A 16,858-nucleotide genomic window follows, 5' to 3' on the forward strand; every position below is an offset into this window, starting at 1 on the left:
CGATGGCGAATCGCCACTATCCCCCCTTCGGGATGGATAGAGATGCGACGCAGGCTTTCCCCAAAACCCCTGCTATGCCAAAAGCCGCCCCGCAACGGGTCGCGCATGCGGCTTTCGACACGTCTCTAAGGGGATAAAACCTTGCTGTCACTATTGGCCGCCACTGCGGCAGTTTCCGAACCCATCCAGTGGGCGGAATTGGGCCTTCGCCCCTACCTGTTCGAGATCGGCGGATTCCAGCTGCGCTATTATTCGCTCGCCTATTTGTTCGGCATCCTGCTGGGCTATTGGCACCTGTCCAAGATGATCAGGTCGCACGGCAGCCCGATGGCGCAGCGCCATGCCGACGACCTGTTCTTCTACTGCACGCTGGGCGTGATCCTGGGCGGCAGGCTCGGTTACGCAGCGTTCTACAAGCCCGACCTGTTGACCAGCATCGAGCTGTTCAAGCTATGGGGCGGCGGGATGAGCTTCCACGGCGGCGTGATCGGCGTGCTGGTGGCAATCACCTGGGTCGCGCGGCGCGGCAATCTCAACTGGCTGCGCGTGTGCGACTACATCGCGGTCAACGTGCCGCTCGCCTACATGCTCGGCAGGATCGCCAACTTCATCAATGGCGAGCTTTACGGTCGCCCGGTCGAAAGCGACGTCGCCTGGGCGATGGTCTTCCCGGGCGGCGGCGATGTCGCCCGCCACCCGAGCCAGCTTTACCAGGCCGGTCTCGAAGGGCTCATGCTCGGCGTCGTGCTGATCGCGCTCTTCTGGCTGACCCGTGCGCGCTATCGTCCCGGCTTACTGGTCGGTCTGTTCACGGTAGGCATGGGCGTTGGCCGGTTCGTCAACGAGTTCTTCCGCGAACCCGATGCGCACCTTGCCTATGTCGTGGCCGAAACCGGCCTGTCGCGCGGCCAGTGGCTGAGCCTGCCGATGATCGCCGTGGGCCTTGCCGTTATGGTCTATGCCTTCACGAGGAAGCCCATCGGCACGACCAAGGCGCCCGCAGCGCGAACGGCATGACGAACGCGCGCGAGGACACCGACCTCGCCGCGCGTTTCAGGCGCTTGATAGAGCGGCACGGGCCGATGCCCGTGTCGCGCTACATGGGCGAAAGCAACGCGCGCTATTACACCAGCCGCGATCCGCTTGGCGCGGCAGGAGACTTCACGACCGCGCCCGAGATCAGCCAGATGTTCGGCGAGATGATCGGGCTGTGGCTGACCGACCTGTGGGCGCGCGCGGGCAGGCCCGAATGCGCCTATGTGGAGCTCGGTCCGGGCCGGGGCACGCTGGCCGCAGACGCTTTGCGCGCCATGGCGAGCCAGGGTTTGAAACCGTCGATCCACCTCGTCGAAGGATCCAAGGCGCTGCGCGACGTGCAGGCGGGCGCGCTTGGCGACGCGGTATTCCACGATACGATCGATACCTTGCCTGACGATTTGCCCCTGCTGGTCGTCGGCAACGAATTCCTCGACGCGCTGCCGATCCGGCAGTTAGTCATGACAGAGAAAGGCTGGCGCGAACGCATGGTCGCGCTGGACGAGGACGCATTCGTCTTTGCCGCAGGGCCAAGCCCGATGGACGATGCGGTGCCCGATGCGATGAAGAACCAGCCGGTCGGCACGGTGATCGAGGCATGCCCCGCTGCCGCCGCTCTCACGGATGCGCTGGCCGAGCGCCTGATCCAGCAAGGCGGTGCCGCCCTGCTGATCGACTATGGGCATCTCGCCGCGAGGACCGGCGAAACGCTGCAGGCGATCAAGGCGCATCGCAAGGTCGGCGTGTTCGACGCGCCGGGTGATATGGACCTCACCGCCCATGTCGACTTCGCCGTGCTGGCCGAGATCGCTTCGACGCAGGGCATGACACATGCCTCGACTACGCAGGGCCAGTGGCTGATGGCGCTCGGCATGGGTGCCCGCGCACAGGCCCTGGTCAATAAATCCCCTGAAAGCGCAGCCCGGATCGCTCAGGCTTTCGAGCGTCTGACGGGCGCAGAGGAGATGGGCGAGCTGTTCAAGGTCTTCGCCATGACCCCGCCCGAGTGGCCCGAGGGTGCAGGCTTCGGCTGAGGTTCATCGGAACCTGTGCAGGGTTTCCGCGTCGAGCAATCTGGAAGGACTGCCCATGAAACGCCTGCCTCTCAAACCCCTTGCCGCCATCGCCGTGCTTGCGAGCGCTGCGCCGCTGCTTGCCGCCCAACCTATCGAAGGGCGCTGGGTCACGGCGGAAAAGGACGCTGTCATCCAGATCGGCAAGTGCGGCAAGTCCCTGTGCGGAAAGATCGCCCGCTTCCTCGTCGCACCGCCGCAGGGACTCGACCAGCGGGACGTGAACAACAAGGAACCGCGCCTGCGCAATCGCAAGCTGCTGGGCATGCCCGTGCTGACCGGGTTCAGCGAGGAAAGCGATTTGTGGCGCGGCGAGATCTACGATCCGAAAAGCGGCAAGACGTACCGCTCGGTCGTACGCCGCAAGGATGCGAACCGGCTGGAAGTGAAGGGGTGTATCGGACCGTTCTGCCAGACGCAGGTCTGGACCCGCGCCCGCTGAGTTACAGTCCGGCGCGCTCTGCCAGCAGGCGCGCGGCCTCGTCGAAGCTGAGCTTTTCCTCTTCCCGATCGACGGAATAATTCGCCTCGCGCATCGCCTCCACATCGATCGCATCGATCAGTGGTAGCAGCGCGGCCTTGAGCGCCTCGTCCTCGGCGGCTTGCGGGCTGAGCAACAGGACCGCGTCGTAATTGGGGAATGCCCCGCGCGGATCGTCGAGGATGACGAGCCGGTCGGCGACGATCCGGCCATCGGATGTATAGGCTCCGATGATGTCCGCTTCGCCCGATTGCAGCGCATTATACATGAAAGTGGGCGAGAAATTGCGCTGGCCGGCAAAGCGCAGGCCATAGGCATCGCGCACCGCGATCCATTCGGGCCGCTCGAAGAACTCGGGATCGCCGCCGATCACCATCGCCTGCCCGCGCTGCGCCACGTCCGCAATCGAATTGAATTCGCCGAAGGTTGCGGCCTCGCGGCTCATTGCGAGGCCATAGGCGTTCTCGAAGCCGAGCCGCCCCAGGACTTCCATGCCGGTATTCGCCTCCTCCCATTGAGCGATCTCGCGATACATCTGCTCGCGCGGGGGGTTGTCGGTACGCTTCATCTGGTTGGTCCAGATGGTGCCGGTGTAATCGACATAGACGTCGATCTCGCCGCTGGCCGCGGCGCTGTGCGCTACGGCAGAACCCAGCCCGTCGCGATATTCGACAGCGAAACCTTCCCCCTCCAGCCGCTGCCCGATCAGGCGGGCGAGGATGTATTGCTCGGAGAAACCCTTGGCGCCGATGACGACGCTGTCATCATCCTCCCCGCCGAACTGCGCGAAGAACGCCGCGCCCACGCCAAGCAGCACTGCTGCGAGACCGCCCAGCCACAGGCCGCGCCTGCGTTCGCGAAAGCCGCGCTCGATCGTGCCAAGCAGGCTGTCGGCAAGGATCGCAAGGCCCGCGCTGGCGATACAGCCCGCCAGCACCAGCACCCAGTTCTGGGTCTGCAATCCGGCGAAGATCGGATCGCCGAGGCTCTTCTGCCCGATGGTGGTGGCAAGCGTGGCAGCGCCGATGGTCCACACGGCGGCCGTGCGGATACCGGCCATGATGAAGGGGGCGGACAGCGGCGCTTCGACCAGCAGCAGCCGCTGGCGGAATGTCATGCCCACGCCATGCGCCGCCTCGATCACGCCGGGATCGAGATTGGCCTGCGCCGTCACCGCATTGCGCAGGATCGGCAGCAGCGCATAAAGCGCCAGCGCGAGCAGGGCGGGCAGGAAGCCGAGCGTCGGCAGGCCCTCGCCGAATACCGCGCGCAGGCTCAGGAGAATGGGAAAGAATAGCGCCAGCAGGGCGAGCGCCGGAATGGTCTGCACGAGGCTCGCGAAAGCAAGGCTCGCGCGCGAAACGGCCGGGGAGCGACTGGCCCAGACCGCCAGCGGCAGTGCCACGATTATGCCGAGCGCGATTGCCGATGCCGACAGGAGCACATGCGCGGCCAGCTGGTCGCCAAGTCCGGCGATGGCGTCCCACAGCCCGCTCATCCTGACAGCTCCGCCAGCCGGTCTGCCTGGTGTCGCGGCACCGCGACCAGCGCCTGCGCAACCTCTCCGCCTTCTCCCGCCACCAGGGCCGCGGGCGTCTCGTCCGCCACGATCCTGCCAGCGTCCATTACCAGCACGCGGTCGGCGAGCAGCAATGCCTCGGCCATGTCGTGCGTGACCATGATCGTGGTCAGGCCGAACTCGCGATGGAGAGCCAGCACCCGTTCGCCGAGCGCATCACGCGTCACCGGATCGAGCGCGCCGAAGGGTTCGTCCATCAGCAGCAGTTCGGGATCGTTCGCCAAGGCCCGCGCAACGCCCACCCGCTGCCTCTGCCCGCCGCTCAATTCGTCGGGCATCCGGCTTGTCATTTCCGGTTCCAATTCGACCAGCGAAAGCAGCTCGCCGATCCGGTCGGGCGACAGGCACGTGCCGGACAGTCGCGGCCCGATAGCGATATTCTGCCCGACATCCATGTGCGGGAAGAGGCCGATGGACTGGAAGACGTATCCGATCCGCCTGCGCAGTGCGGGAAGCGCGATGTCCTCTACATTATGGCCGCCGAGGACTATATTCCCGCCGCTGGGGTCTATCAGGCGATTGACCGTTTTCAGCAGCGTCGACTTGCCAGATCCGGAGGCCCCGACGAGCGCCACGAACCCGCCCTTGGGAATGTCGAGCGTGACGCTATCGACAGCCGTTACCGCGCCGAATCTGCGGCTTACATTGTCGAAAGATAGGTAAGAGCCGGCGGGTTCCGTCACTCTTCGGCTTCGGCCCCTTCGGGCGCGGTGTAAGTGACCTTTTCCAGCGCCACACGGCGCCCGCCGCCAGAGGTAACGATCAGCTCGTCATCCAGGAGCCGCCCCGGCTCCCAGCACCTCTCGCTGCCGTCTTCCGCGTCAGGCATGAAGCACAGCAAATCGACGCCATCCCCGCTTTCCTCGGCAGGGTCGAATTTCCAGCTGCCCTCCTGCCACGGCTCTCCGTTGCGGAAGTCGCGGTAGGTTCCGTCGGCGTCGATATAGGTGACGTAACGCGCCCCGTCCTCGGCCATCACGCGCCATGCGGTATCGGAGAATTCACTATGCGACGGCGGCGAGGCATCGGCGTCTTCCGCAGGCGCCTGCGTATCCTCCTCATCGGCGACTGTGGCAGGATCTTCCTGCGGATCGTCCTGCGGCGCGCAGGCGAGGACCGGCAGGCAGAGAGCGAGGGCGGCGAGTGATGCGATCGGGCGGGTCATGGGCACCGGCATATCGCGGTCCACGCGATCTGGCGACCCTCGCCACGCATCATTGGGTAATCGAACTTCTGGGAATCACCAGTTCGACCCGCAGGCCATCATCCGAATACTCACGGGAAAACTGGCCGGAGAGCTGGCCCTCGACTGCCATTCGCAGGAGGCGCGATCCGAAGCCTTCGCCTTCGTCCTGCGCGGGCGGGGTGAAGCCTTCCATATCTTCCTGCCAGTTGATGCAGACACTCTCGGATTCATCACAATTGTCGATGACGTCGATCTTCACCCTTCCGCTGCCATTCGCCAAGGCGCCATATTTCGCGGAATTGGTCGCCAGCTCGTGGAAGATTAGCGCCAGCGGCGTGGCCGCGCGCGAGCCAAGCCCGACATGGTCGCCGTTGACCTGTATGCGCTCGCTCTCCTGTGAAGCATAAGGCTCCAGCAGCCCTTCGAGCAGGCCGCCAAGGTTATCGCTGGAGCGACCATCGTCCGGCCTTACGTAATCATGCGCTGTGGCCAGCGAGCGTATGGCCGCGCCGAGCTTGTCCACGAAGGGTTTCACTTCCGGCTGCCCGCGCGAATGCATCGCGATCAGCCCGGAGACCACCGCGAATATATTCTTGATCCTGTGCGACAACTCGCGCGCAAGCAGATCCCGGCTTTCGGACAGCTTGTGCGTTTCATCGATGTCGATACCGGCGCCGAACCAGGTTTCGATCTCGCCCTTGGCATCGCGCATGGGCCATGCCCTCAGGACCATCCAGCGGTATTCCCCGTCAGACCGGCGGACGCGCGCCTCTGCATCCCATCGGCCGCCTACTTCGCGTGACCTCTGGCGCAGCCGCTCCACCTCTTCGCTGTCGGAGGGATGGATCATGTCGCTGAGATCGATTTTGGAAAGGTCTTCCGTGCCGAAATATTCGTAGAGCGCGGAGTTGCCGAATTCGAGAGAGCCGTCAGGCCGTGCGGCCCACGCCAGCACGGGAATATGCTCCGCCATCTTGCGCAGGCGCATACTCTCGCGGACGAGCTGTTCCTGCACCGCGAGATACTCACGCCGCGCGTTGAGGCGGCGCATCACCGATGCGGCAAGCACTTCCAGGCCCTCGCGCTGCAAATCGGTCAGGCCGCCCGGGCGCGGTTCGGTGTCGATGACACACAGCGAGCCGAGCGGCGCGCCTTCAGCCGAAAGCAGCGGCGCCCCGGCATAGAAGCGGATCTTGGGCTCACCCGTGACAAGCGGATTTCGTTCGAAGCGCGGATCGAGCAGGGCGTCGGGCACGACCATCGGCTCGCGCTCCATCATCGCATGAGCGCAGAAGCTGGTCGGTCGCGGAGTCTCGGTCGTCAGCAGTCCGGCGCGCGCGAGGAAACGTTGCCGCTGCTCTTCCACCAGGCTGACCAGAGATATCGGTGCGCCGCACAATTTCGCAGCGAATTGAACGATTTGGGACAGCTCCTGATCGTCCATCAGCTCGTCCAGGCCGAACGAAGCCATTACGGTCAGACGCTCATCCTCGCTGCAAAACGCAGGATTTGGGCCCCTCCCCTGAGGCCAATCTATTGCATCGTCCCTTTTCATGCGCCGCTGGTTTAAAGCTATCCGTCTGATTTTCAAGAATTTGGCGTGGTCGCCATCGAGTTTACCCACTTGGGTTTGCCCGGACAACAAAGCTTCGCTATCGCGCCGAGCAGAGAGAGACTGCCTTTAGAGGCAACCAGGAGATACCATGCGCGCCACCCCCGACTTCGATTTCCAGCTTGGCGAGAGCGCAGAGATGATCCGCGAAAGCGTGGGTCGCTTCGCCGACGAACAGATCGCCCCGCTCGCCGAGAAAGTGGACCGGGAGGACTGGTTTCCCAAGGCGGAACTGTGGCCCGCCATGGGCGAGCTTGGCCTCCACGGCATCACCGTGCCGGAAGCGGATGGCGGCCTGGGCCTCGGCTATCTGGAACACGTCGTCGCGGTCGAGGAAGTCAGCCGCGCGAGCGCCAGCATCGGCCTCAGCTATGGTGCGCACTCGAACCTTTGCGTCAACCAGATCGCCCGCTGGGGCAATGAGGCGCAAAAGGCCAAGTATCTGCCCAAGCTGATCAGCGGCGAGCATGTCGGCAGCCTGGCCATGAGCGAGGCCAGCGCCGGTTCGGACGTCGTCTCCATGAAAGCCAAGGCCGAGAAGGTCGATGGCGGCTATGTCCTCAACGGCACCAAGTTCTGGATCACCAACGCACCCTATGCGGACACGCTGGTGGTCTACGCCAAGACCGCGCCCGAAGCCGCCAGCCGCGGCATCACGACCTTCCTGATCGAAAAGGATTTCGAGGGCTTCTCGATCGGCCAGAAGATCGAGAAGGTCGGCATGCGCGGTTCGCCCACGGCAGAGCTGGTCTTCGACGACTGTTTCGTGCCCGAAGAGAACGTGATGGGCCCCGAAAACGGCGGCGTGGGCGTGCTGATGAGCGGCCTCGATTACGAGCGTGTGGTCCTCGCCGGATTGCAGCTTGGCGTGATGCAGGCCTGCCTCGACACGGTCATCCCCTACCTTCGCGAGCGTACCCAGTTCGGCAAGCCTATCGGCAGCTTCCAGCTGATGCAGGCCAAGGTCGCCGACATGTATGTCGCCCTGCAATCTGCGCGTGCATACACCTATGCCGTCGCCAAGAGCTGCGATGCGGAAAAGACCACCCGCTTCGACGCGGCAGGCGCGATCCTGCTGGCCTCGGAAAACGCCTTCCGCGTGGCCGCAGAAAGCGTCCAGGCGCTGGGCGGCGCTGGCTACACGCTCGACTGGCCGGTCGAACGCTATATGCGCGACGCCAAGCTGCTCGACATCGGCGCGGGCACGAACGAAATCCGCCGCATGCTGATTGGCCGCGAACTGATCGGGGCGGCGGGGTGAAACAACTCAACTTAAAGTTGACTTTCTCGCCGGATTTTCTATATGGCCCTCATATCTCCCTCGGCGCTTCGGTGCCGAGGCGCGCGGCGACCCTTGTGGTCGCCGTTGCTTTTTGAGGGGCACAAATGCGTACAAGAGTTTATGTCGACGGCTATAATCTCTATTACGCCTGCCTAAAGCGCTCGCCTCATAAGTGGCTGAATATACATCAGCTTGCGTGCAGCCAACTCCCGAAGAATAGCATTGATAAAACCAGATACTTCACTGCCCGCGTCAGTGCTCGGCCTCACGATCCAAAACAACCGCAACGGCAAGAGACCTATTTTCGCGCTCTAGCGACGATACCCGAAATCGAAGTTCATTTTGGTCATTTCCTCACACACGAGGTTTCAATGCCCGAAGCGGCTGCATGGAAATCTGGCCAATACAAGCCTGTTCGCGTCGTAAAGACCGAAGAAAAAGGTTCTGACGTCAATCTCGCAACATATTTGCTCATGGATGCAGCAGATGACCTGTTTGATGTCGCAGTGATCATCAGCAATGATAGCGATTTGAAAGAGCCTATCAGATTGGTCAAAGACAAGTTTGGAAAGAGAATAGTTCTTCTCGGTTCGAGGAAGACGAGGCTGAGCGGTGCTCTTAAGCCACATGCAGACTTCATTCGCCAATTTGGGCCTAAAGCCCTCGAAGACGCTCAATTTGACAGTGAGCTGACCGACAAAGTTGGGAAGTTCAACAAGCCTAGCGATTGGTAATCTATGACCGCACCCGTTCTCACTTCCACGCTCGACCGCGAGGCGCCTGACGCCAAGGCGCGGTTTGAACATAACACATCGCTCGCCGCCGACCTGCGCTCGACCGTAGCAGCCGCCGCGCTGGGTGGCTCGGAAGGCAGCCGCGAACGGCATGTCGGGCGCGGCAAGCTGCTCCCGCGAGAGCGCGTCGAACGCCTGCTCGATCCGGGCAGTCCTTTCCTCGAAATTGGCCAGCTCGCCGCCAACGGCATGTACGGCAAGGACGCAATCAACGGCGCTGGCATGATCGCCGGTATCGGACGCGTGTCGGGCCGGCAGGTGATGATCGTGTGCAACGATGCCACGGTGAAGGGCGGCACCTATTACCCGATGACGGTAAAGAAGCACCTGCGCGCGCAGGAAATCGCGCAGGAGAACCGGCTGCCGTGCATCTACCTCGTCGACAGCGGCGGGGCGAATTTACCGCATCAGGCCGAGGTCTTCCCCGACCGCGACCATTTCGGGCGCATCTTCTTCAACCAGGCGAACATGAGCGCGCTGGGCATCCCGCAGATCGCCTGCGTGATGGGCAGCTGCACGGCGGGCGGCGCCTATGTCCCGGCGATGTCCGACGAGACGGTGATCGTGCGCAATCAGGGCACGATCTTCCTTGCCGGACCTCCGCTGGTGAAGGCCGCGACGGGCGAGGAAATCAGCGCCGAGGACCTTGGCGGCGGCGATCTCCACGCGAAAAAATCGGGCGTGGTCGATCACCTCGCCGAGAATGACGAACACGCGCTCACCATCGTGCGCGATATCGTGTCCCATCTCGGCGACAACCATGCTGCGGCGAAGGCAATCGAACTGAAGGAGCCGCGTGCGCCCAAGTTCGATGCGGAGGATCTCTATGCCATCGTCCCCGACGACGTGCGCGCGCCATACGATGTGCACGAAGTCATCGCCCGCCTTGTCGACGGCAGCGAATTCCACGAGTTCAAGCAGCATTACGGCAGCACGCTCGTCTGCGGTTTCGCCCACATCTGGGGCATGCCGGTGGCGATCCTCGCCAACAATGGCGTGCTGTTTTCGGAAAGCGCTCAGAAGGGCGCGCATTTTATCGAGCTGGCGCAGCAACGCCGCATCCCGCTGCTGTTCCTCCAGAACATCTCCGGCTTCATGGTTGGCGGCAAATACGAAGCGGAAGGCATCGCCAAGCATGGCGCGAAGCTGGTGACCGCAGTCGCCACCGCCACGGTGCCAAAGATCACCGTGGTGATCGGCGGCAGCTTCGGCGCAGGCAATTACGGCATGTGCGGCCGCGCCTATTCCCCGCGCTTCCTCTTCACCTGGCCCAATGCGCGGATTTCGGTGATGGGCGGCGAGCAGGCCGCCAGCGTCCTCGCCACCGTCCACCGCGACGCCGACAGCTGGACCGAGGAACAGGCCGAGGAATTCAAGGCCCCGATCCGCCAGAAATACGAGGACGAGGGCAACCCCTATTACGCCACCGCGCGCCTGTGGGACGACGGCGTGATCGATCCTGCCCAGACGCGGGACGTGCTCGGCCTCGCCTTCGCCGCAACACTCGAGGCGCCCATTCCCGAAAAGCCGCAGTTCGGCGTATTCAGGATGTAAGACCGGCAAAGCGCACGGTGGCAGTTCGCTTTGTGATACGGTCGGCGACGAACGTGGCCGAGACGCGCCAACGCGTACGGGCGCTGTTGCAACCATGGTTCGACCCAAAGCCGGGCCCAAGAGGCTTCGTTCTCGGCCGGCTGGTCTGTATCTGGTCCGGCTTGTCTCTTTATCATACATTTGAGCTGGTAGCCCTGTTCCGGCGTGACGGATGGGGGGCGCGCATCAGCGGCATCACCACTCTCATGCAGGCTGCGCTGGCGCTTCTCCTTGTCCCGGCTGTCGCCGCCATTTGGGCGGCTGTCGGAATGGTGACGGGCGAACTCTATGCGATGGGCGCGGTCCCGATCCTTATGGTCTCGATCCTGGCCCTCGCGCTGGCCGCCTGGCTCCTTAGACGCAACAACAACGAGCATAATGCAATCGTCGGGCTGCTGCGGGAGGAATTCGAACCGCAGGAGAGACCCGAGCCCCTGACGTTTGCGCGGCCCACTGGCGAGCCCGGACGAATGGCCATGGACGTGTCCGGAACGCGCACTATCGAGAACGTGACTATCGAAGAGCTGACCGCTGCCCTCGATGCGATGCACGATGGGCACGAAAGCCACGTGATCCTGAGCAGAAGCGAGACAGAGTTCGTGCAAGCGGCTGCGTCCGCATTCGGCTATTCTATAGAATGGCGCAATGTCGGCGACGATTGGCCGCGCAGTTCTCGAAGGGTTGGTACCACTTCAGAGGCGACGTTCCAGATTGAGGAGGTAAAACAGCTGTTCTGTGCCTACCTCTACGGAGCGCGAAAATTCCCGGGACTGGAATGGCAGTGAGCCGCAAGCCCAATCGCTATCGCAATCTGGCTAACATCTGTTAGGCAGGCCTGCAGGAGAGAACATGTCGGAAAGAACGAGCCGCAAGCGCTCGATCCTGTCGCGCATCGTGCGCCGGATCATCATGGCGCTATACCGCTTCAAGGGCTGGAAGCTCGATGGGCACCTGCCGAATATCGAGAAGTTCGTCATCGCGGGCGCTCCGCACACCTCGAACTGGGATTTCGTTTTCTTCGTCGGCGCCACCGCCGAAGAGGGTGTGGAGCCCAACTTCATGGGCAAGCACACGCTGTTCCAGGGCATGATGCGCAATTTCATGTTCGACATGGGTGGCATCCCTATCGACCGGACCAAACGCAGCAATGTAGTCGAACAGGTCGCCGCCGTATTCGAGCAGCGCGATCATCTTGCCCTTGTCATTGCCGCAGAAGGCACGCGCAGCTCGAACGGCGAATGGAAATCGGGCTTCTACAACATCGCTCGCGCCGCCAATGTCCCCATCGTGCCTGCATGGGTTTGCAACGAAGACATGGTCCTGGGTTTCGGCCCGGCTATCGTCCCGACGGAAAGCTATGGCGAAACCCTGCTGGAAATCGCGCGCTTCATGCGTTCCAAGCGCCCGGACTACGAGCGTTACAAGGTACTGGAGGCCCAGGCCCTGCGCCTGATCGAGGAGGAGAAAACCAATGCTTGATGCACTGCTGGCGAATGCGGCGATATTGATCGGCGTGGTCCTGATCCTGTGGGTCATTTCGGTCCAGATCGACGATGTGTCCTTCATCGATGCGTTCTGGGGTGCGGGCATGGCGCTGATGGCTCTGACCAGCTGGCTCCAACTCGCGGATCCAGGCGATCTGGCGACCCTTCTTCTGGTGATGGTCGGCGCATGGGGCCTGAGGCTCGGCATTTACCTTTTCCGGCGCTGGCGCGCGGAAGGGCAGGACAAGCGGTATGAGCGGATGCTGCGCAAGGACCGGGAGAAAGGTCGCTTCGCACTCGCCGCGCTCACCAAGATTTGGCTTGGGCAGGCGGTATTGCTGTTCCTCGTCTGCTCGCCGGCACAGCTCGGCATCCTCACCAGTAGCGAACCTGCTCCGATTGCCGGCCTCGCATGGATCGGACTAGCGCTCTACCTTGTGGGGATATTCTTCGAGTGGGTCGGCGACTGGCAGCTTGCCAAATTCAAGGCCGATCCTGCCAACAAGGGCGAGGTCATGGACAAGGGCCTGTGGCGCTATACCCGCCATCCCAACTATTTCGGCGACGCCTGTGCATGGTGGGGGATCTGGCTTGTGACCGCGAGCGCGAGCTGGGAAATCGCACTCTGGACGATTGCGGGGCCGCTGTTCCTCACCTTCACGCTCGTCAAATGGTCGGGCGCAGCGCTACTGGAAAAGGGGATGAAGCATTCCCGGCCCGGCTATGAGGAATACAAGCGCCGGACCTCTTCATTCATTCCGCTCCCCCCCAAATCGAGCGGGTGACGAAGCTTGAAAATACGATTTCTGCTCTGGAATAGCTTGTGGAGCATCCCTAATCTCCTTCCATGAGTAGCGTTGATTGGTCCTGAGCGTGTCTTCTTCCACGCATCCGTCCGAGCGAAGGAAGTTCGCCTTGATGGCTTTGGACCTCACGGTCCGACGCGGCACCGAAATCTCCGTCGCTCAGCTGGCTGCAGAGGCAGGCATTTCTGTTGCAAGGGTGGAGGCCGTATTTCCGACGGACGCCGACCTGTTCGACGCGGTTACGGAACTCTGGTTCGAACCTCACGTCGAGATCATGGAAGAGGTTCTGGGAAGCAATCTTCCCATCAATCGCAAGTTTCTCGAATTCTATGCACGGCGGTTCCGGCGTAACCGCGAGGAATATCTGCGTGATCCGGCCGCCTTCGCTGTCCTGTGCGATCTCGGCGCCCGTCGTTTCGAGCAAGTGCGATCCTACGTCGATCTGGCGGATCACTACCTGTGCGAGCTTATCGCCGAAGCACAAGCGGACGGCTTCTTTGAAGGGCTCGAAATCGACCGCGCGCTGACGCTGATCAACCAGATGCTGATGTGTTACACGATGCCCGACCTTCTGATCACCATCAACGACCGGCTGGCTGAAGACAAGCTCGCGGCAATCGTGGACACCCTGTTCGCAGGTCTGTCGGCAAGGGATGGCGGAGCGTCCGGCTTGAGAGCACTCCGTCCGGCGTGATCCCCCGGCATGGCCCCAAGACGCATCCTCTTCATCGGTCTGAATTACGCGCCCGAACCCATCGGGATCGGGCCATACAGCACCGGCCTGATGAGCGCACTTGCCGCCCGGGGGCACCACATTCACGCGGTGGTCGGCCAACCCTATTACCCCGAATGGAAACTGCACTCCCTCTTCCGTGGCCGCTGGAAGAATTCTGTCGAATCCGGCGTCAAGATCACTCGCTGCCCACATTATATTCCCGCAAATCCCACGGGTAAGCGAAGGCTCGCGCATCACCTCAGCTTTGCGAGCAGCTGCTACCCGGCCGCCCGCCTGGCGCGCAGGGAGTTGCAGCCTGATCTGATCTTCACGGTCGCACCGTCGCTTGTTGCGGTTCCGGTTGCAGCACGAATTGCGAAACGCTCGAAAGCGCCTTTGTGGCTTCATATCCAGGACTTCGAAGTTGGCGCTGCGATGGCCACCGGACTGCTTGGCAAGGGGGCTGTCAGTGACGCTGCCCTGAAGTTCGAGAAGCGGACTCTGGCCTCGGCCGATGTCGTGTCCACCATCAGCGGGCCCATGCAGCAGCTACTGGTCGACAAGGGAGTGCAGCCGGATCGGGTGCGCGAGCTAAGGAACTGGGCCAATCATGGCAAAGCGAACGGTCGGAGAGACTTTCGGGAAGAGTGGAACCTGCAAGGAAAGTTCGTCGCGCTCTATTCCGGAAACATCGCGAACAAGCAGGGCCTCGACGTCGTCATTAAGGCTGCGCGGATCTTGTCCGAAAGGCCCGACATCCAGTTCGTGATCTGCGGAGACGGCCCCAATCGCCAAAGACTGGAAGGCCTCGCCGAGGGTCTGCCGAACGTCACCTTCCATTCCCTCCAGCCAAGCGAAGATGTCGGCGATCTCTTGCGGGTTGCCGACTTGCATATCCTTCCGCAGGTCAGCGGAGCGAAGGATCTCATGCTCCCTTCCAAGCTTGGCAATATTCTCGCCTCAGGCAGGCCGACCGTTGCCACGACGACCCGAGATTCCGGCCTCGCGCTCGAACTCGACGGGGCCGGAGCTATCGTTCCGCCCGGCGATGCGCAGGCTTTGGGCTGGGCTATCGAACGGCTTGCGGACGATCCCGATGCGTGCGCAGCGATGGGCGAACGCGCGGTTGAAATTGCGCGGTTGAGATGGTCCCAGGAGGGTGTTGTCGACGCCTTCGAAGCAATTATGGAAGAGATGTTGGCCTAACCGACCATGCCGTTGAGCAGCGCCTCGATATTCGAGCGGTAAGCCGCACTATCGTAGCTTTGGGCCTCCAGCTGTGCACTCCGCCGCATTTCCAGCAGCCTCTCGTTGTCCTGTGCAATGTCGATCATTGCCGCGGCCAGCAGCTCACTGTCCGGTCGATCAATGCAGATGCCGCTCCTGGCAGTCGGGCCTAGGCCGGATTGCGGGGTCGCAATGACGGCGAGGCCCGCGGCCATCGCTTCCAGCAGGACGATGGCCGACCCCTCAAAATAGCTCGGCAGGACGAGGACATCGTGCTGGATCATGATGGCGGGCATCTCTGCGCGGGGCACGGCCCCAAGAAAACGCACCCGATCAGAAAAGCCGCTCAACAGCCCAATGGGCACCAGGTTGGGGCCAACGCAGGTGAGACTTGCCAATTCGGGAGGCAGCGCGCTCACCGCTTCGAGGACGTGCTGTATGCCTTTTCGCGCGGAAAGCTGGCCAGCGAACAGGAAGCGGACGGGCTTGTCGGCTTCAGGCGGCATGGGGCTTGGAAGCGAACCGTACATTTTAGAATCGAAGCAGTATGGAAGGTGGCGGATCTTGTCTTCGATCCGCTCGGCAGATGAGTGACGCTTTATCGTCCCGCTCACGAAATCATTCGCGCACAGGATATAATCCGCGGCCTCGAACTCCGCTTCGCCGCGCTGGATGAGCCAATCGGGTGCCCGTCGGAGCGAAGGGTGCAGCCAATCGCCATGCGTGTCTTCGATTGTGGCGACCTGCTCGTTCCATTCCCGCCAATCGGCAATCGTGCGGTCGAGGATCTTCGTCGCTGACGCGCTTCGAGCATCTTGGAAAGCCGCTAGCGAAGAATTGTCATAGCCCCACAGCACGCGCGCTCCCTCGTCTTGGGCGAGGCGGGCGACAACTTTCCCGAAACGATCATTGGCCATCCGGTCGAACTGCTGGGCCATAGCAGTCAGGCCTATCCGTGACAGGATCCGCTCAGGCAGCTCGTATCGGGGGAATGCTCGTACAAGCGAAGCATCGAGACCCGGTGTCGAAAAGCGCCCGAACTCCGCATCGATGCGCCGCCGCAAAGCGGCAGGAGCATACGCTCCCGCTCGTCTCCACACGCTTGCTTCATGGTCAAAGACGCCAGTGGCGAGGAAAGCCAGCCTGCCGAGTTGCTGCAGCGCGAGCGCGGTCTGCCTGCTGTGCTGCGTGCCTGGATGAAACACGGCTACGGTCATGGGTGTGTGCTTGAAGCCAAAGCCCTTCCGGAAAAACCGTTTTCCTACATCCCGCCTCAATAATAACCAATATGGTTTCTACATTCACTTGGAGAAACCATAATCATGAGCCAGCCTCCCCCTATCCAGGCACCGGGCGGTTTCGCCCCTGTCGTCGCCTTCGGTATCGAAGACGAAGACGGAAATTGCTCGGTCGTTTCAGGCATTCGCCCGCTGCCGACACGCCTTGCTCCCGCCGATGTCCCTGCTGCCTTTGCCGGAACGACCTCGATATCGACAATTGTCGGCCCGTTCGAGCCTGCGCTGAATGCAGTAGTTTACTGTACGCTCTCGGGCGACTTCGAAGGCTCGGTGCAGGTTGCGCGCTCGACAGATGGCGGCGAAACCCTCCATCCGCTGACGGTCGCAGGCTCCACGTGGGGAAACTTCTTCGGCCCGGCATGCGAACCGGTTTGGCAGGAAAGTGAAGAGGGTGCCTCACTCTGGCTGGATTGCACGATCAATTCAGGATCGCTGGAATACCGGGTGTCGCAATGAGCGCGCTCTCGATTGCCTCCCTGGGCCTTGCAAATCGCGCGTCGCAATGTCTTCCCGGCCTTTTCACAGATCTCGACAAGCGGTCTATCCCGCTTGATGTCGATCGGGTTGAAACGAGTGGCTACGCAGAGGCCGGAAAGGGCGCTGCTACCTATATTTCCGACGACCTCTGCACCCCGGCATTTCATTCCACACATCCCGCATGCACTGCGCGCACCTTCAATGGGCGGATCTTTC

18 protein-coding genes are annotated in these 16,858 nt (G+C 62.2%); 13 read left to right on the top strand and 5 right to left on the bottom strand.

The genetic code is table 11. The annotated features are described in order from the left end of the window. Nucleotides 1-141 precede the first annotated feature (141 nt). The 3 genes from lgt to LCM24_RS05070 are packed head-to-tail and all read left to right on the top strand — an operon-like array spanning nucleotide 142 to nucleotide 2,550. Entirely contained in the window at nucleotides 142-1,017 is an 876-nt protein-coding gene (lgt, locus tag LCM24_RS05060) for a prolipoprotein diacylglyceryl transferase (protein ID WP_224803011.1), read from the top strand. Beyond that, a complete protein-coding gene (locus tag LCM24_RS05065; protein WP_224803012.1) occupies nucleotides 1,014-2,069 on the top strand; it encodes a class I SAM-dependent methyltransferase in 1,056 nt (351 codons plus the stop codon). Before lgt ends, LCM24_RS05065 begins: the two co-directional genes overlap by 4 nt. Before the next feature lie 55 nt (nucleotides 2,070-2,124). Next, nucleotides 2,125-2,550, top strand: a complete 426-nt coding sequence (locus LCM24_RS05070; protein ID WP_224803013.1) for a DUF2147 domain-containing protein — start codon at nucleotides 2,125-2,127, stop codon at nucleotides 2,548-2,550. Nucleotide 2,551: 1 nt separating this feature from the next. On the opposite strand, the gene LCM24_RS05075 is transcribed toward LCM24_RS05070, so the two are convergent. Genes LCM24_RS05075 through LCM24_RS05090 form a run of 4 tightly spaced genes read right to left on the bottom strand, consistent with a single transcriptional unit; the run spans nucleotide 2,552 to nucleotide 6,825 of the window. Next, nucleotides 2,552-4,087 (bottom strand): ABC transporter permease/substrate-binding protein, encoded by a 1,536-nt coding sequence (locus tag LCM24_RS05075; protein WP_224803014.1) that lies wholly within the window; start codon nucleotides 4,085-4,087, stop codon nucleotides 2,552-2,554. Further along, nucleotides 4,084-4,851 carry an ATP-binding cassette domain-containing protein gene (locus LCM24_RS05080; RefSeq protein ID WP_224803015.1) on the bottom strand — a complete coding sequence of 256 codons (768 nt, stop codon included), beginning with the start codon at nucleotides 4,849-4,851 and terminating at the stop codon, nucleotides 4,084-4,086. Before LCM24_RS05080 ends, LCM24_RS05075 begins: the two co-directional genes overlap by 4 nt. Beyond that, nucleotides 4,848-5,333, bottom strand: coding sequence for a hypothetical protein (locus LCM24_RS05085; RefSeq protein WP_224803016.1), 486 nt, complete (start codon nucleotides 5,331-5,333; stop codon nucleotides 4,848-4,850). Before LCM24_RS05085 ends, LCM24_RS05080 begins: the two co-directional genes overlap by 4 nt. A 49-nt stretch (nucleotides 5,334-5,382) precedes the next feature. Continuing rightward, nucleotides 5,383-6,825, bottom strand: coding sequence for a GAF domain-containing protein (locus tag LCM24_RS05090; protein ID WP_224803017.1), 1,443 nt, complete (start codon nucleotides 6,823-6,825; stop codon nucleotides 5,383-5,385). A 232-nt stretch (nucleotides 6,826-7,057) separates the two neighbouring features. On the opposite strand from LCM24_RS05090, the gene LCM24_RS05095 reads away from it, so the two are divergent. The 8 genes from LCM24_RS05095 (at nucleotide 7,058) to LCM24_RS05130 (ending at nucleotide 14,846) form a co-directional block, all read left to right on the top strand. Continuing rightward, on the top strand, nucleotides 7,058-8,227 hold the full coding sequence (locus LCM24_RS05095) for an isovaleryl-CoA dehydrogenase (RefSeq protein WP_090476675.1): 1,170 nt from the start codon (nucleotides 7,058-7,060) through the stop codon (nucleotides 8,225-8,227). A 125-nt stretch (nucleotides 8,228-8,352) separates the two neighbouring features. Then, on the top strand, nucleotides 8,353-8,982 hold the full coding sequence (locus LCM24_RS05100; protein ID WP_224803018.1) for an NYN domain-containing protein: 630 nt from the start codon (nucleotides 8,353-8,355) through the stop codon (nucleotides 8,980-8,982). A gap of 3 nt (nucleotides 8,983-8,985) precedes the next feature. Then, nucleotides 8,986-10,596 (top strand): carboxyl transferase domain-containing protein, encoded by a 1,611-nt coding sequence (locus tag LCM24_RS05105; protein ID WP_224803019.1) that lies wholly within the window; start codon nucleotides 8,986-8,988, stop codon nucleotides 10,594-10,596. 161 nt (nucleotides 10,597-10,757) lie between these two features. After that, a complete protein-coding gene (locus LCM24_RS05110) occupies nucleotides 10,758-11,420 on the top strand; it encodes a hypothetical protein (RefSeq protein WP_224803020.1) in 663 nt (220 codons plus the stop codon). Nucleotides 11,421-11,484: 64 nt separating this feature from the next. Beyond that, nucleotides 11,485-12,114, top strand: a complete 630-nt coding sequence (locus LCM24_RS05115) for a 1-acyl-sn-glycerol-3-phosphate acyltransferase (RefSeq protein ID WP_224803021.1) — start codon at nucleotides 11,485-11,487, stop codon at nucleotides 12,112-12,114. Further along, nucleotides 12,107-12,904, top strand: a complete 798-nt coding sequence (locus LCM24_RS05120) for a DUF1295 domain-containing protein (protein ID WP_224803022.1) — start codon at nucleotides 12,107-12,109, stop codon at nucleotides 12,902-12,904. The genes LCM24_RS05115 and LCM24_RS05120 overlap by 8 nt, the downstream gene beginning before the upstream one ends. Before the next feature lie 133 nt (nucleotides 12,905-13,037). Beyond that, on the top strand, nucleotides 13,038-13,619 hold the full coding sequence (locus LCM24_RS05125) for a TetR/AcrR family transcriptional regulator (protein ID WP_224803023.1): 582 nt from the start codon (nucleotides 13,038-13,040) through the stop codon (nucleotides 13,617-13,619). A gap of 9 nt (nucleotides 13,620-13,628) precedes the next feature. Next, entirely contained in the window at nucleotides 13,629-14,846 is a 1,218-nt protein-coding gene (locus LCM24_RS05130) for a WcaI family glycosyltransferase (protein WP_224803024.1), read from the top strand. Here the strand turns inward: LCM24_RS05130 and LCM24_RS05135 are convergent. Beyond that, nucleotides 14,843-15,805: a glycosyltransferase family 4 protein gene (locus LCM24_RS05135; protein WP_224803025.1), complete on the bottom strand. Its 963-nt coding sequence runs from the start codon at nucleotides 15,803-15,805 to the stop codon at nucleotides 14,843-14,845. The two genes, LCM24_RS05130 and LCM24_RS05135, sit on opposite strands and share 4 nt — an antisense overlap. Before the next feature lie 171 nt (nucleotides 15,806-15,976). Between LCM24_RS05135 and LCM24_RS05140 the strand changes: the two genes are divergently transcribed. Both LCM24_RS05140 and LCM24_RS05145 read left to right on the top strand, forming a co-directional pair. After that, nucleotides 15,977-16,147: a hypothetical protein gene (locus LCM24_RS05140; protein ID WP_224803026.1), complete on the top strand. Its 171-nt coding sequence runs from the start codon at nucleotides 15,977-15,979 to the stop codon at nucleotides 16,145-16,147. Nucleotides 16,148-16,189: 42 nt separating this feature from the next. Next, on the top strand, nucleotides 16,190-16,621 hold the full coding sequence (locus LCM24_RS05145; protein ID WP_224803027.1) for a hypothetical protein: 432 nt from the start codon (nucleotides 16,190-16,192) through the stop codon (nucleotides 16,619-16,621). Nucleotides 16,622-16,858 lie beyond the last annotated feature (237 nt).

The organism is Qipengyuania aquimaris (assembly GCF_020171965.1).
GTDB classification, from domain to species: domain Bacteria; phylum Pseudomonadota; class Alphaproteobacteria; order Sphingomonadales; family Sphingomonadaceae; genus Qipengyuania; species Qipengyuania aquimaris_A.

What these genes read in the sequence shown, in the direction of transcription:
- LCM24_RS05090 (WP_224803017.1), bottom strand. Translation starts at nt 6,825, where the DNA reads ATGGCTTCGTTCGGCCTGGACGAGCTGATGGACGATCAGGAGCTGTCC.
- LCM24_RS05095 (WP_090476675.1), top strand. Translation starts at nt 7,058, where the DNA reads ATGCGCGCCACCCCCGACTTCGATTTCCAGCTTGGCGAGAGCGCAGAG.
- LCM24_RS05075 (WP_224803014.1), bottom strand. Translation starts at nt 4,087, where the DNA reads ATGAGCGGGCTGTGGGACGCCATCGCCGGACTTGGCGACCAGCTGGCC.
- LCM24_RS05070 (WP_224803013.1), top strand. Translation starts at nt 2,125, where the DNA reads ATGAAACGCCTGCCTCTCAAACCCCTTGCCGCCATCGCCGTGCTTGCG.
- LCM24_RS05120 (WP_224803022.1), top strand. Translation starts at nt 12,107, where the DNA reads ATGCTTGATGCACTGCTGGCGAATGCGGCGATATTGATCGGCGTGGTC.
- LCM24_RS05085 (WP_224803016.1), bottom strand. Translation starts at nt 5,333, where the DNA reads ATGACCCGCCCGATCGCATCACTCGCCGCCCTCGCTCTCTGCCTGCCG.
- LCM24_RS05145 (WP_224803027.1), top strand. Translation starts at nt 16,190, where the DNA reads ATGAGCCAGCCTCCCCCTATCCAGGCACCGGGCGGTTTCGCCCCTGTC.
- LCM24_RS05065 (WP_224803012.1), top strand. Translation starts at nt 1,014, where the DNA reads ATGACGAACGCGCGCGAGGACACCGACCTCGCCGCGCGTTTCAGGCGC.
- LCM24_RS05135 (WP_224803025.1), bottom strand. Translation starts at nt 15,805, where the DNA reads ATGGCCCAGCAGTTCGACCGGATGGCCAATGATCGTTTCGGGAAAGTT.
- LCM24_RS05115 (WP_224803021.1), top strand. Translation starts at nt 11,485, where the DNA reads ATGTCGGAAAGAACGAGCCGCAAGCGCTCGATCCTGTCGCGCATCGTG.
- LCM24_RS05105 (WP_224803019.1), top strand. Translation starts at nt 8,986, where the DNA reads ATGACCGCACCCGTTCTCACTTCCACGCTCGACCGCGAGGCGCCTGAC.
- LCM24_RS05140 (WP_224803026.1), top strand. Translation starts at nt 15,977, where the DNA reads ATGGTCAAAGACGCCAGTGGCGAGGAAAGCCAGCCTGCCGAGTTGCTG.
- LCM24_RS05100 (WP_224803018.1), top strand. Translation starts at nt 8,353, where the DNA reads ATGCGTACAAGAGTTTATGTCGACGGCTATAATCTCTATTACGCCTGC.
- LCM24_RS05130 (WP_224803024.1), top strand. Translation starts at nt 13,629, where the DNA reads ATGGCCCCAAGACGCATCCTCTTCATCGGTCTGAATTACGCGCCCGAA.
- LCM24_RS05125 (WP_224803023.1), top strand. Translation starts at nt 13,038, where the DNA reads ATGGCTTTGGACCTCACGGTCCGACGCGGCACCGAAATCTCCGTCGCT.